Genomic DNA, 13,118 nt, shown 5'->3' on the forward strand with positions numbered 1-13,118 from the left:
GCTCAGCCTGCAGCGAGATAGCCTTTCAGGTAGTTGACCAGCGAAGCCCGCCCAAGCTCAGACGGATCCTCGTGAGAGGGGCTGTCCAGATCGTCGAGAAGATAGTTTTTCAGATCATCGTCGCTGTGCGCGACATAAATGCCCGGCCGGCCCGCGAGCTGGCCTACCGTGGCAAGCTGATGATCGTTGCGATGCTCGCCGAGGGATGCCTGCCGGGGCACGAGAATGATCGGCTTTCCAAAACGCTTTGCGGTCAGCACAGTGCCGATTCCTGCATGAGAGACGATGACGCTTGCATCGAAAAAGACCCTGTCGAAGTCCGCGGGCTCGATATTCTTGATCCATTTCATATTCTGTGGCGTGTAGGTGCCCTTGCCGATCTGCGCCAGAACCGGCCTGGACAGGTCCTTTGCGAAAGTGTCGACAGCCTTGACGAGGCGATCGAACGGCAGCTGCGTTCCGACGGTGACAAGGATCAAAGGACAGCTCCTGCGTAGTGGGGGCCATCAGGCCGCGACAAATGTTGCCATTGCGTCAGCCACAGCGTCGCGATACGGCCAGCCAGTTTTCCCGATAGCGACAGCTTCTCGACATTGGCGACGCTGTCGATCCAGATCGTCCGTTTGCCCGTCAATTTACCGGCAAGCAGGCAAAAAAGCCCGGGCGCGGCACCTGTGGAAATGACGACGTCTGGCCTCTGCTTGATAACGATGGCGAAGGCGCTGAAAAAGCATCGGATCGACATGGTAATCGAGTCGCGGCTGCAATCGGGAAGGACCAGCCCGTCGCGAATATCATATTTGGCAAGCAACCCGGGAATGGTCGTCGCAAAGACGATATCGCAGCCCTCGAACGCGCCGCGCATGGCCATCAGCTGCTCCCAATGGCCGCCTCCCGAGGAGGCGGCGAGGACCTTCAATTTTTTCTCAGTCATAGACAGGCCTCTCCTATATTTGACCGACGATAAGAGCGAGAAACCGTTCAGGTTGAACAGCAGTTGTGTCACGGTTGTTCAGTAAAAGCATATCATTCTTGCCCCGCTTGGTTGAAGCCATCAAGTTCGTCGATGTTATTAGGCATGATGCTTTTGGCTGAAACATAGTAAGAGCCTGAAGGTCTCCAAGAGCGCTTCCGCAAATAATATCAGTGGGCGCCATTGGGCTTGTATTCCTGATAGGCATGTCCGAGGATCCCGTTAACCATGCCAGCGCCGCGCAGAACATGGGTGAGCGCGCGCATGCCCCAGTAAGGTGAAATCAAGATCGCCGGCAGCATGACCAGTCCGAGCACGACCCTCGTGGCTCCATAGGCCGCGCGATAGATCCGGCGCTTGAGGTTGCCATGCAGAACCTCGCTGACGGCGAAGGTATTGCCCAGCCGGTACTGTCTTTGCAACACCCACTTCCAGGTCATCCGGTTCGCGGGAACGATGTCATAGACAAGGGCCTTATCAGCCCAGAAAATCTGCATGCCGCGGCGGATGGCCTGATTGAAGAACAGATAGTCCGTGCCGCCGGTGAAGCGCATCTTTTCCTCAAAACGAAGATTCCATGAGCGGATCAGGGGATAGTCGAACATGACGTTGTTCGAAGCCGCATAACCGATGCGCTGGCCGTCGATGTTCTTCTTGCGCTCGAATACCCTGGCCTTGATGAAATATTCCGGCGGGTTTTCGGGATAGACCGGCTGGACGGGGCCGTAAACGCAATCGGCGCGGTTTTTCTCGCGGGTCTCCAGCATGGCGTCCAGCCAGCCGTCGACCGGCCATTCGTCATCGTCGAGAAAGCAGAAGAGGTCGGTGCCGGCAGGTGCCGAATCCAGCGCGCGGTTGCGCGCAAAGGGGATTCCCTGGTTTTGCTCGACGACGTAGATCAGATCATAGGCGCCTGTCTGGCCAAAGCCCTCCACCGTTGCCTTGGCGCTGCCGGCCGCATCATTGTCCACGATCACCATGGTGAGATGATAGGGGCGGGCCGGGTGCCTGATCTGGCGCGTCATGACGTCAAGCAGCTTGGCGATCCCATCCAGACGCCGATAGGTCAGTACGCCGACGGCGATCTTCAACGGCGCAGCACCTGCCTGATCGGTGCCGACGGATGAATGCGGGAAGGTTTCCTGCTGGTTCATGCCTGTCCTTTCCGCAGCATATTTGCCAAACGCTTGCGCGCGGCCATCAGGGCCACCTCGGTTGCGGCAGCATCGCCGAACGGACCGCCGGTCACCGTGTTGCGCGCTTCGCTCCTAAGCTTCAGAAGCGATGTCGTCTCGGCAATGCCGCCGGCCACCAGGCTCTTGCCGAGCGCCTGCAGCCCATCATATCGGCGGGCCAGTTCCAGGCCTGTCGCGATCATGATCCGCGGGCGCAGCGTCTTTGCCCTGCTTGTGCCGGTATAGCGGTTCGACGCATGAATGCGCTGGAAGGTCAGCGGTGTTTCGACGATGGCGCCGCGACCAAGAAAGGCTGCGGCAAACTTGATATAATTGTCGCTGAGGACGACGTCTGACGCGACGGTCATCGGCAATATCTGGGACAGCAGGCTGCGGCGGAAGCTCAGGCCCGAAGTCGGAACCGGAAGCGAGGGAAAGCCGCCCTTGCGAAGCGTGTCCCGCTTGTCGAACAGCGTCACTTGCAGTTCTGCGGAAGGCTGGTCGCTTTCCTCTGTCGTCACCCGGTCGAAACACCAGTCGATCTCGTTGCGATCGTAGATCTCGGCGATCCGTGCGAGTTTGCCGGGCAAAAACGCGTCGTCGGCGTCAAGGAGAAAGAGGATATCGCCGCTTGCGGCCGCGAAACCTGCATTGAAGCTCGAGGCCTGACCGCCGTTCTCCTTCAACACAGCCAGAATCCGATCCCCGTAGGAGGCAAGAACCTCGCGGGAATCATCCGTCGATCCGTCGTCGACCACCACGACTTCGAAATCAGGGTAGGTCTGCGACAGGACGCTGTCTACACATGCACGTAGGTACTGACCGTAGTTGAAATTATTGATGAGCACCGAGAGCTTCAAATTACCGCCTCCTAGATCAATCGATCACCGCGCCAGGGTCTGAGGCGCATATCGGCGAATTCCGGCACGATAACCCCGCATGTAGTAATATTTCCAGATAGCCCAGAAACGCTTCTTGGATTGCGGAAAGAGATAAAGGGTGGCTGCCCGGAATGCCCATTGCGCGCTTTCGATCCAGGTCGGAAGCGGAACTCCGCTTAACCTCACTCCTCCAGGCACCTCGTCGGGAAAAAGCGCCGGCATGCCGTAGCCCAGACGCTCGCCGCGTTTCTGCACCCAATCCTCGGTGACGCTCGACGCAGGAATCCAGTGATGAACCACGGCTTCGGCGCAGCGATAGGATTTGGCGCCATTTGCCGCCAGGCGAATGATGATTTCCGCATCTTCACCCATGGCAAATATCTTTCCGGGAAGAGGACCGATATCTTCGCGGTAGCGCACGCTTGTTCCCAGCAGTTCCCGCCGAATGATCGTATTCGGACCCCAGACTTTTGTCGGGTCACACGGTCCGCTTTGCTTTTCATCGACGATCGCAAAAGTGGAGCCCATCGGGATCCACTCGATAAAAGGGTCTTTTGGTTCTCTCTCCCAATCAGGGACGATTCTGCCGCCGAAGACGCCATAACCCGGGTGGGCGGCAGCGCAGTCGACGATCGCTTTCAACCAGTTGGGTTCGGCGCGAACATCGTCATCGGTAAAGACGACGAGATCGCCCTTCACCCGATCCAGAGCCAAATTCAGCGCCCCAGACTTTCCCGGCTTGCGCTGCTGCAGGATCGTGATGGGGAGCTTGTCGCCATACGACGTCAAAAGATCAAACGTGTCGTCATTGCTATTGTTGTCGACAGCAATCAGTTCCCATCGATCATGAGGAAGCTCCTGGCGCACCAAGGAATCCAAAGTATGGCGCAGCCGGCGGCTGGCGCCATTGTAGGATGAAAAGAGTACGCTGACGAAGAGATCCGACATCAGTGACCAACCCTCTTGGTGAAGTCGAAAGCGAAAAGTCTCATATTTTGACTGCCTGTGCGATGTTTGAACGGGATCGGCGCCTTACGCGGGGCTCGACCGTGTTTTGCCGAAAAACTCGCGTCTTTGATTTTCGCCGAGTACCCTCAGCTTGCGGAGATTGCGCAACCAGCGCCGCGGTTTGGTCAACACGCCGCGGTTTAGGAAATACTGCCGCAGCAGGCTCGGTGCCTGACTGTGCGATCCGCCGTGGGCAACCCGGTAGACGGCCCCGCGAAAGGGAAGTTTCGTCAACGGCGCTCCACGTTGGGACAGGATATTCGCGATGCGGACATGGCTGCCCAGCATCGACTTGATCCAGTCGAGCGAAGCATCCTCGAAGCGGTCGGGGAGTTCGTAGAGATCGGACCGAATGATCAGCGACGTGCCGCAGAGATGGCTGAAATCATCATGGCCGAACAGGAAATTGCCGCCATCGTCCCAGATATAGCCATGGTCGATCGTCCACCCGTTGGCGTCCCGATTTTCGGACACGTGCTGCACGATTCGAGAACTGACGAAGTCATCGTCGTCGACAATCATGAAAAAGCGACTATCGGCGGCGGTCAACATGCCGCTCAGGACGCGCCGGCCCTTGTCTGCCCGGAAGGCGTCAAGGAAGTCTTCCTTGCTGCCCTTTCCGAGTTCATGCAGGTCATTGGGCGGAAAAGTCACGCGCACGGCGGAAAATTTCTCCGGCAGATCAGGCAGGTCGGCCCCTTCGTTCGCCACGATGATCCCGCGCCAGTCTCCATTGGTCTGGTTGGAAATGGAGGCCACGGTCTGGCTGAGGTTTGCCTTCAGCTTGCTCCAGTCGCGGGCATTGTCCTGATGTCGGACCGGGATAATGAAGGTGACAAGTGGCATCGAATAACCCCCTTAAGCCCGCAAGCTCACAGCTTCTTTGTCATCGATACGCCGATTGGCTGCCTGGTGACGCGCCCACTCGATCCCGTCTTCGAGCGAGGTTGCCTTGTAGGAAAGATCCGTTCCGCCGGAGAATGCATTCATGAAGCGGCGGATCTTTCCGTAGCTGTTGTCCAGCACGGCATGCGGACGGCCGAGCAGCATCGAGCAGATATGGACGTGCAGGCGGTCGGTGACGATTGCGCGGGCACGCGAGATCTGGCTGATGCCGCGTTCGAAGCGGTTGTGCGCAGCCGAGTCCAGCCTGCGCAAGGCAACTTCGCTTGGCTTCAATGCGAGATAGGCCGAAGCTACTCCAAGCTTCTTGGCGATATTCACCTTCCGTTTTGACTCCGTGATCCAGTCTTCCACAGGGATGTCGGAAGGGATATTGCGATCGGCGCCGCCAACCCGTTCCGCATCCTCCCGCAGCATGGCGAGCACGGGAATTTGCGTCGCCCTTTCCGGAAGCGCGCCGATGGCGAAAGCCATATCCGGGCATAGGCGCACCGTGCAGTCGAAATGTTTCTCGGAAAATTCCTTCGATTCTTCGTCGCGCACGAGCAGCACGAAATTCTTGTGGCGTCCGATTGCCCGTTTGGACTGCTCGATGCGCTCAGCCGAACTGTAGTGGATCGACTGCGGGAACTGGATGATCTGCCGATCGGGGAAACGCTCCATGATCGCTTCACGGAAATCCTGATGGGCAACCCAGATGTCGCCGAAGTTGCCGCCACCGTGAATGAAGATCGGGCCTGTGGGAGCGCGCCGTTTCAGCTCTTCGGCGGAGAAGTCGTATAGTCTGGAAACATAGTCCGGGCGCTTGCCGAAACGATCGTTGAGATAGGCCATCTCACCCAGCCAGATCGCCGAGTCGCCGCAATTGCGGATGTCGGGGAAGTCGAGAATCGCGAGCGGCTCGTCGCGCGAGACATAGTCCTTCAGGCAATCATGGATCATGCCATTGAGTTTTGCGATCAGCTCAGATCTGGATAGGCTGGTCATTCTGCCTCACTTGTTAATGTTCGTTTTAGCTTTAAGCCGACTTGGGAACGGCAATACGCTTGGCTTTTGACAGGAACTTGACGACGATACGCTGAACTTCGGTTTCCGGGCCATTCGGCTTCTTCATGGCGAGCCAAAGGACAAAGCTGGAACCGATATAGAGAATACCGCCGGTGACGACGAGGATGGCGAGGTGCAGGGCCAGCGCCGGCTTGTCGGTCGGGGTGTTCAGGATATGCGACAATCCCCAGACGCCGGCGGCCATCAGGGCGACGCTGGCAAGCGCGCGGAAATTTGCCGCGAGCTGCTGGAGGAATGGCAGGTTGATCAGCCGCTTGACGAGAAGCATGTTGACCACGGTGGAAATCAGGCCCGTGAACACACGCGCATAAACGACGCCCGGAAGCCCGGCCATCATCAGGCCGGCGATGATGATGGGAATGCGAACCACCAGCATCTGCGTGTCGCGGATGAACAGCATCTTGGTATGGCCCTTGGCCATGCCCAGCGGCTGGACGAGCGAACCGAGCGTCTGCAGGGCGAAGACCGATGCGAGTGCCTGGACGATGAAGATGGCGGGAGCCCATTTCTCTCCCAGGGCCAGCCGCATCATCGGATCAGCCACAACAGCCATGCCGATACCTGCCGGAAGCGCCACCGCAGCCAGAAGCGCCTGCGCGCGCTGATAGGCTGCGATAAGCCGGACCGGATCGTTTCGGACCTTGGAAAAGCCCGGATAAATCGTCTGGTTCAACGGAGCCGTCGCCTCGCGCGTCGGCAGCGTCGAAAGCGTGTTGCCGACGGTATAATGACCAAGCTGCGTGGCGCCGAGCATCTTGCCGATCAGCAGATACTCGATCCGCCAGTTCAGCGTATTGACGATCTGTCCGGCCGTCAGCCACACCGAGAAGGAAAACAGTTCCCGGGCATGGCGGAAGGTGATGCGCGGCCAGAACGGCAAGACGGTGTAGGACACGATGATATTGGTCACCTGATAGGCAAGCGTGCCGATCACGAGCGCCCAATAGCTCTGATAGATCGCAGCAATTGCCACCGTCACGATGAAGCCGACGAGCTTTTGCGAGACGTTGAGGACGAATTCCTGCCAGAAGATCAGATCGCGCTGGAGCATGACGCGGCGCGGATTGGCGAGACCACTCAGCAGCAGGCTGAAACTCAGAGCAAGCATCACGCTCGTCAAACGAGGTTCATTGTAAAACTCGGCGATCGGATAGGACGCGGCGGCAAACAGCAGCGCCAATATGGCGCTTCTCGTCACGCTCAATGTCCAAACCGCGCTGAAGTGCGTTTCGCTCGGCGACTCGTGGCGGATGAGCGCCTGATTGAGCGAAAGCTCGGTGACCGAACTCAAGATGACCTGGATCGTCGTTGCAATGGCGACGAGACCAAAATCCGCCGGTACGAGATACCAGGCGAGGACAAAGGTGCTGAGTGCCGAAAGCCCGTTGACGATGGCGCGGGACAGGCTCAGCCACATGCTGCCTTGGATCAGTCGGTCGGTCACACTGCTCATGGGCGAACGGCTCCCGAGGTCGAGCAAATCGACCATCTGAGCGGACCACATGCACATTCAAGGTGCTTCTCGCCCTTGCGGGCGCAGAAGCTATTGAGGGAGTCGAAAAGCATCATGCCTTATTGCCTCGTCACGAAACCGGTTACGATCTTAAAGGGCGCTTGCCGTTTTCTTGGAAAAATCTTGCTTCAGCCGGTTCAGTTCGACCAGCATTCTATCGTGTGCTCTTACGATCGACTCATCGGTGCTGAGCTGGCCCGGCTTCTCAGCCACCCGCTGCAACGTCTTGACCGTCGATCCGAACACGTAATTTCCGGTCAGCTGGCGGATGCGGCGGTGACGGAACGTTATGTTCTTCAACAGGGTGGTATTTTTCCGCACCAGCGACGCTCCGACCTCGACGAGGTTCGACGGGCCGATCGGGTCGAAATCGATCTCCAGATCGAGCGCACTCGCCCAGTCATACCACTTGGCTCTGTTCCCCGGCGCGATCGGCCGGATCGCCCGCCACGGAACGCGCAGCGCATCCGAAATAATGCAGCCATGCATCGCTTCCGATACGACCTTATGTGATGCGCTGATTTCGGTCAGAACCTTTTCCACCGACCAGCGCGGATCGATATAGTGAATGCCGGCGAGATCGCAGACCTTATCCCAGCTGCCGTACATGGCGCTTTCGTAGTGCGGCATGAACGAGACCGAGTAGCGCTTCTCGATGTTTTTTGCATCCCAGCAGCTACGCGTCAGGATGCCCGAATCGCCGATGGCGTAGCTCGGATCGATGCCGAGGACTTCGGCGGTCTTCTTTCCGCGCACGAAATAGAAGGTCCAGTTGCCGTCGACTTTCGGCGGGTTGGTGTAGCCGCCATAACCTGAGCCGAAGACGATCTTCTGCATGTTCGGGTCGAAATTGTCGTAGAGGATCGAACCGATGCCGAGAAAGAGCTGACCTTCGTCATCATCGAAGAAGTCGGGCAGCAGCCGCTCCCAGAGCCAATGATTGAGCTCATCGCCAAAATTCTCGTGTTTCCCGCGATAGGCAAACATCTTCATCGTGCTTCTCCAGTCGGCAAGTGCGTGACGATCTGCGAGACCGCTTCGTCTTCGCGTGCCATGCGTCCGTAACGCGAAATGATCTTGATGTCGCTGCGGATGACCTTTGCCGGGTTGCCCGCCACGAGCGAGCGCGGCGGCACGCTTCTGGTCACCACCGAGCCGGAGCCGATGACGCATTCGTCGCCGATTTCAACGCCGGGCAGAATGATGCTGCGGGCGCCGATGAAGCAGCGTTTGCCGATACGCGTGTGGAGGTAGAGCCCGCGCGTGAGGTCATGGGTCAGGATCGCTGCCTCAAAGGCGACATAGGTTTCCGCGCCGATATGAAGGCCTTTCGGATTGGTCTTGTCGAACCGGACGCTTAGGGAAAAGCTCGCCGTCGGATCGATGTCCATGCCCCAGAATTTCGTATAATAGAGCCACTTGGCCGTCACTATGCCGTTCCGCAGCGGCCGAAATACGTTCAGTCCCCACTTCGGCTTCTTTCCTGTCTGCACCATCAAGTCCGACCCCGGCTGGAAAATTCGTCTAGCACGGAACTGTAATAGTCCTCGAGCATCCCCGTCTGACGACGTAAGTCGAAGCGCTCGGCCACCAGAAGCGGTGCCCGCGCGCTGAAGGCTGTCCACAGAGAATGGTCGTTGAGCAGCCTTCCGACGGCTTCGGCCATTCCTGCGACATCCCGCTCCTCCACGAGATAACCAGTTTTCCCCTCTTCGATCGCTTCGCCCACGCCTCCCGAGCGAAATGCGACGACCGGAGTCCCGACGGCTTCCGCCTCTAGATTGGCGAGGCCGAACGCTTCGGCGTGACCATTGTCGAGGGTCACGCTGCCATGAAGATAGAGCTCCGCACTGGCGAGCAGATCCCTTATCTCAGTCTGCGACAGATTTTCATGGATCGTGACGCTTGGCAAGGAACGACGCGCCAGCGCCTCGATTTCCTCTTTCAGCGGTCCCTGACCCACCATGACGAATTCGACCGGGGTGCCGGTCGCCGCCACGCGCGACAGCGCGTCGATCATGAAGCGGTGGCCCTTATAGTCGACGAAACGGGCAATGGAAACCACCAGTCCTTTTTTTCGGGGACGCGGTTCCATTTTGAAGAGGTCGAGATCGATGCCGATATGGTGGCGAAAGACCCGATCGGCGCGAAAGCCGAGCGCCAGCAGCCGGTCGCGGATGAAATCGGAAACGGCGATATTCCAGCTGTTCCAGCCGGCCATCTCCCGGCGTCCCTTGGCAAAGAAGCGCACCTGGTTGAAGCCGCCCGGCTTCCTTGGATCGCCGCCATAGGTGGCGTCGAAGCCGTGGAATGTCGTGACCAGCGGCTTGCCGGCGGCGCGCGCCAAGGGGCCGATGACATAACCGTTCTTGCCGAAATGGGCGTGGATAACATCGGCATTGCCGATCGCGGGAAAGAGAAAGGGAAGGCCGATCTGGGGGATTTTCAGAAGCAGTTCACCGGCCCGCGCAACGGGAGACCGACGGATGTCATGAACCGGAACCGTGGATTTTTTGGTATGGGCGGAAGAAATTCGCGAACCGGCAAGAATTTCAGCTTCGAAGGAACGAAATGCCACCGCCTGATTGAGAACAAATGCCTGGCTGGCAGGCAGAAATTTTTCCACGTAAATAACGGCTTTTCTCATGAATCTGTCGACGTCTCCGTTGTCTTGCGCATCACATCGCCTCTATTGCCCGTCGGATGCCATCAACCGCACTTCTCGGCGTGTTGTTTTCGTCGTAAAGATTAACGCGCTTCGTGCAAGCCGCGTCGGGGCCGGCCGCCTTCTCGTCGGGCTCGGCGTATTTTTCCGACATGCCCCATACCGTCACGCCTTTCAAGTCGCCACGCTCGGCCGCCACGGTGATCACGTCACTGAAAATATCGGCGTATGACGCCGGCGTGAAGCCTTTGTCGCGGTTGAGGAAGTGGCAGGACGCATCGAGTTCGGTGATGAAAACGCCGACCCCCATGTCCTTCAGCGCCGCGCAAAAGCGCCCCATTCCTTCCGGATCGATTCGGTCGAGGCCGGGCCGGAAATGCGCTTGCAGCCCGACCGCGCCGATCGGCGTTTTCCGGGCGATGAGGTCCTCGACGATTTTCAGGATGCGGGCGCGCTTCTGTTCGAACACGTCGGATTTTTTCTCCAGATGCGTTTCGTTGAGCACAAGCGTCGCGCCGGGATTGGCCTGATGTGCCATGTCGAAGCTCATACGGATATAGTCGTCGCCAAGAAGGCGTCGGAAAACACAATCCCGCAGATCCGGCGCATCATATTCCAACGGCTCGTTCACCACATCCCAAGCGTCGATCGAGTTCTTATAGCGAGTGACAACCTGTTTTATATGACGGTTCATCGTCGCCTGAATCGTCTTGGCGTCGGTGATCTCAGACACCCAGTCCGGGACGCGATACCAGATCAACGTATGGCCATAAACCCTCATGTTGTTTTTTCGTGCAAATGCAACCATAAGGTCGGCGCTCTTGAAGCTGAATATTCCCGGCCTCTTTTCCGTCGCATTCCATTTCAGCTCGTTTCGCGGCGTTATCGAATTGACGTTGTCGATGTAGATCCCGGAAGCGATTGGGTCGTTGATGTTCTGCAGGTCGATTGCCGATCCGAATCGGAGCGCCTTGCTGTCGGCAACGGCACGCAACCCTCTTGCCGGAGGCACCTGTGCGAGGACGTCGCCCGCATTGGCATACAACAGAGCAAGCGGAATCGAGGCGAGGAAACGTCTTCTATTCATTCTATCTCTCACTGTTGGCTTTTTTCATGTCCGCGGCGGAATTTAACGGGCCGGGCGCACCGGCACCGATCCATCGCAGAGTTTGCGCTCAATCGAGTAGAACAAAGCAACCTGAAATATACTTTCGAATTCGGGATATCGTCAGTATCTGCTAAATCTCCAAGATATAAACCGGTATGGAGGGCGCTCGCGACGGGAGATTGGTTTAGCTACCTGATGAGCTGTTTTCATATGGAATTTCAAAATGCCGTTTTTTTATGGCGACCGTCCGAAACGATCTATTTCTTCTCGATGGCCGGCAGTTCACAGCCCTTGTTCTCGGCGTCGTCGCCCTCATTGTCATCCTGTTTGCAGCGCTGATCAGAACACCCTGAGGTTGCGTCGATCGGCAGTCGCCCTTCGCTCTCCGAGCGATGATCTTGCCCAGTCACACAGGACATCAATGTCGAGCGTCTCTGACGCCTGGCGGGCAGAGACGGCACCGAACGGCCGAACGCGGAAAGCTTGAGAGAGCTTTACAGGATCCTGGCCAGGCATCACGACGATGCAAGTTACATGGCGTGACAAACCGGCGCATAATCTCGCCAGGTCCTAATGCGGATGGTCCGCATTTTCTCTCGGTGCCTCGGCATCGGCAGGCGTGGATAGCTGGGCCGGTCGTAGGTTGGTCTCGACCGTCGGTTCAGGCGATGGGAGCCATGATCTGTCGGAAAAATAACTTCTTGTTCTTTTTTGCGGTCCCGAGGTCGCATCCAGCGACAGCGTGAAATTATAGCGGCCGGGATTGAGCACCTCACGGGCGAAGTTGATACTGGCTCCGAAGCCGTCTTCCTTGATGTCCTTCAGATTCTTGATTGCGTTCAATGTCTCGTGAAAATCGAGCCATTGCGGTTGCCGCAACATGGTTTCGAAAATTCGCAGGATGGCGGGATCGAGCTGGCCGTTTTGATCCGTTTCGGGATTGATGATTTTCACCCGCATATTGCTGATCACGCCAGCGGCGTCGCCGCGAACGATGACGAAGATGGAACTCGGAAGCTGATCCTTTTCCCGCTTGGCGCCATGTTCGAAAAAGCATTCGAACGTGTCGGCGTTAAAGCTCGCCGCCGCCCAATCGCTGGTTTCGATACCGGCATCGCGCAGAGCTGCACACATTGCGGGCCCGGATATTCGCCACGTGCGCAGAAAGGTCGACACGGTCTGCGCCACGGGAGGCTCGATGAGATGCAAGGGTAGTGTAAAGGCGGCAGGCGGCGCCGGGCGGGGAAGGGCTTTGGGGGGAGGTGGCTTAACGTCAGGGGGGAAGAGATCAAAGCCAAAATAATGGCCCACCGTCTTCAAGTGTTTCATATCGTTGGAAAGAAGCACCGTCCCCATGACCAGTGAGAGGGAGATCGTCAGCAGCAACCAGAAGACCACGGGAATCGTCGGTTTTCCCAATGGCTGTTTCGCATTTGCGGACGACGAATTATCGGGCAAGCTTGTCTTCTCCGGTGCGAGAAGGGTTTCGATCGGGCTGTCTAAATCCAGCAGTATACATTTATCCGTTAAATATCTTTGGCTTCGTGTCGGCAATTGGGCGCCTTTGCGCCTCACCATCAGTGCGCGAGAGGCGAAGGCGCAGCACCATCTGGGAACCGCTCATGCCGCTCAATGTCACTCTTCGCTCGCTGGTTTCATGCTTTCGTAATTTCGAGAAATTGCTTTGATTATTATTGTGAATTCGAAGAATTCATTGGCTTATTTCAAGTATTATTAAAGATATTGTGTAATGTTGTGCATTCTGTGCATCGCAGTTTTGGTATTTTCGCGCGATGGTTTTAGTTTTAATGGCAAAACTCCAGA

The 13,118-nt window shown here is 57.4% G+C and carries 13 protein-coding genes and 1 pseudogene; 1 reads left to right on the top strand and 13 read right to left on the bottom strand.

Annotation, left to right across the window (positions count from 1 at the left end):
• Positions 1-2: 2 nt before the first annotated feature.
• The 12 genes from ACS4RS_RS12780 to ACS4RS_RS12835 all read right to left on the bottom strand — a co-directional run bounded on the left by ACS4RS_RS12780 (position 3) and on the right by ACS4RS_RS12835 (position 11,273).
• Entirely contained in the window at positions 3-479 is a 477-nt protein-coding gene (locus ACS4RS_RS12780; RefSeq protein WP_439010676.1) for a glycosyltransferase, read from the bottom strand.
• Positions 476-934 (bottom strand): glycosyltransferase family protein, encoded by a 459-nt coding sequence (locus ACS4RS_RS12785; RefSeq protein ID WP_003565826.1) that lies wholly within the window; start codon positions 932-934, stop codon positions 476-478. Before ACS4RS_RS12785 ends, ACS4RS_RS12780 begins: the two co-directional genes overlap by 4 nt.
• Positions 935-1,143: 209 nt before the next feature.
• Complete coding sequence (locus tag ACS4RS_RS12790) at positions 1,144-2,127, bottom strand: glycosyltransferase family 2 protein (RefSeq protein ID WP_439010675.1); 984 nt, start codon at positions 2,125-2,127, stop codon at positions 1,144-1,146.
• Positions 2,124-3,008, bottom strand: coding sequence for a glycosyltransferase family 2 protein (locus ACS4RS_RS12795; protein WP_449313676.1), 885 nt, complete (start codon positions 3,006-3,008; stop codon positions 2,124-2,126). The genes ACS4RS_RS12790 and ACS4RS_RS12795 overlap by 4 nt, the downstream gene beginning before the upstream one ends.
• A gap of 24 nt (positions 3,009-3,032) precedes the next feature.
• Positions 3,033-3,977, bottom strand: a complete 945-nt coding sequence (locus tag ACS4RS_RS12800) for a glycosyltransferase (protein WP_449313677.1) — start codon at positions 3,975-3,977, stop codon at positions 3,033-3,035.
• An 84-nt stretch (positions 3,978-4,061) separates the two neighbouring features.
• Positions 4,062-4,883: a galactosyl transferase gene (locus tag ACS4RS_RS12805; protein ID WP_439010674.1), complete on the bottom strand. Its 822-nt coding sequence runs from the start codon at positions 4,881-4,883 to the stop codon at positions 4,062-4,064.
• A 12-nt stretch (positions 4,884-4,895) separates the two neighbouring features.
• Positions 4,896-5,927, bottom strand: a complete 1,032-nt coding sequence (locus tag ACS4RS_RS12810) for a polysaccharide pyruvyl transferase family protein (RefSeq protein ID WP_439010673.1) — start codon at positions 5,925-5,927, stop codon at positions 4,896-4,898.
• A 31-nt stretch (positions 5,928-5,958) separates the two neighbouring features.
• On the bottom strand, positions 5,959-7,461 hold the full coding sequence (locus tag ACS4RS_RS12815) for an oligosaccharide flippase family protein (protein WP_439010672.1): 1,503 nt from the start codon (positions 7,459-7,461) through the stop codon (positions 5,959-5,961).
• Between the two features lie 150 nt (positions 7,462-7,611).
• The gene (gene pssM / locus ACS4RS_RS12820; RefSeq protein ID WP_449313678.1) at positions 7,612-8,514 is read right to left on the bottom strand and encodes an exopolysaccharide glucosyl ketal-pyruvate-transferase; all 903 of its coding nucleotides are present in this window, start codon (positions 8,512-8,514) and stop codon (positions 7,612-7,614) included.
• On the bottom strand, positions 8,511-9,017 hold the full coding sequence (locus ACS4RS_RS12825) for a DapH/DapD/GlmU-related protein (protein ID WP_439010671.1): 507 nt from the start codon (positions 9,015-9,017) through the stop codon (positions 8,511-8,513). Before ACS4RS_RS12825 ends, pssM begins: the two co-directional genes overlap by 4 nt.
• Positions 9,017-10,168 carry a glycosyltransferase gene (locus ACS4RS_RS12830; RefSeq protein ID WP_449313679.1) on the bottom strand — a complete coding sequence of 384 codons (1,152 nt, stop codon included), beginning with the start codon at positions 10,166-10,168 and terminating at the stop codon, positions 9,017-9,019. The genes ACS4RS_RS12825 and ACS4RS_RS12830 overlap by 1 nt, the downstream gene beginning before the upstream one ends.
• Positions 10,169-10,199: 31 nt before the next feature.
• The gene (locus ACS4RS_RS12835; protein WP_439010670.1) at positions 10,200-11,273 is read right to left on the bottom strand and encodes an endo-1,4-beta-xylanase; all 1,074 of its coding nucleotides are present in this window, start codon (positions 11,271-11,273) and stop codon (positions 10,200-10,202) included.
• Positions 11,274-11,421: 148 nt separating this feature from the next.
• On the opposite strand from ACS4RS_RS12835, the pseudogene ACS4RS_RS12840 reads away from it, so the two are divergent.
• Positions 11,422-11,837, top strand: a pseudogene (locus ACS4RS_RS12840) (hypothetical protein).
• Positions 11,838-11,864: 27 nt separating this feature from the next.
• Here the strand turns inward: ACS4RS_RS12840 and ACS4RS_RS12845 are convergent.
• Positions 11,865-12,752 (bottom strand): DUF6030 family protein, encoded by an 888-nt coding sequence (locus ACS4RS_RS12845; protein WP_439010669.1) that lies wholly within the window; start codon positions 12,750-12,752, stop codon positions 11,865-11,867.
• Positions 12,753-13,118: the final 366 nt, after the last annotated feature.

This window comes from Rhizobium sp. F40D2 (assembly GCF_051810745.2).
Lineage (GTDB): Bacteria > Pseudomonadota > Alphaproteobacteria > Rhizobiales > Rhizobiaceae > Rhizobium.

What these genes read in the sequence shown, in the direction of transcription:
- ACS4RS_RS12830 (WP_449313679.1), bottom strand. Translation starts at nt 10,168, where the DNA reads ATGAGAAAAGCCGTTATTTACGTGGAAAAATTTCTGCCTGCCAGCCAG.
- ACS4RS_RS12810 (WP_439010673.1), bottom strand. Translation starts at nt 5,927, where the DNA reads ATGACCAGCCTATCCAGATCTGAGCTGATCGCAAAACTCAATGGCATG.
- ACS4RS_RS12785 (WP_003565826.1), bottom strand. Translation starts at nt 934, where the DNA reads ATGACTGAGAAAAAATTGAAGGTCCTCGCCGCCTCCTCGGGAGGCGGC.
- ACS4RS_RS12805 (WP_439010674.1), bottom strand. Translation starts at nt 4,883, where the DNA reads ATGCCACTTGTCACCTTCATTATCCCGGTCCGACATCAGGACAATGCC.
- ACS4RS_RS12790 (WP_439010675.1), bottom strand. Translation starts at nt 2,127, where the DNA reads ATGAACCAGCAGGAAACCTTCCCGCATTCATCCGTCGGCACCGATCAG.
- ACS4RS_RS12800 (WP_449313677.1), bottom strand. Translation starts at nt 3,977, where the DNA reads ATGTCGGATCTCTTCGTCAGCGTACTCTTTTCATCCTACAATGGCGCC.
- ACS4RS_RS12825 (WP_439010671.1), bottom strand. Translation starts at nt 9,017, where the DNA reads ATGGTGCAGACAGGAAAGAAGCCGAAGTGGGGACTGAACGTATTTCGG.
- pssM (WP_449313678.1), bottom strand. Translation starts at nt 8,514, where the DNA reads ATGAAGATGTTTGCCTATCGCGGGAAACACGAGAATTTTGGCGATGAG.
- ACS4RS_RS12815 (WP_439010672.1), bottom strand. Translation starts at nt 7,461, where the DNA reads ATGAGCAGTGTGACCGACCGACTGATCCAAGGCAGCATGTGGCTGAGC.
- ACS4RS_RS12835 (WP_439010670.1), bottom strand. Translation starts at nt 11,273, where the DNA reads ATGAATAGAAGACGTTTCCTCGCCTCGATTCCGCTTGCTCTGTTGTAT.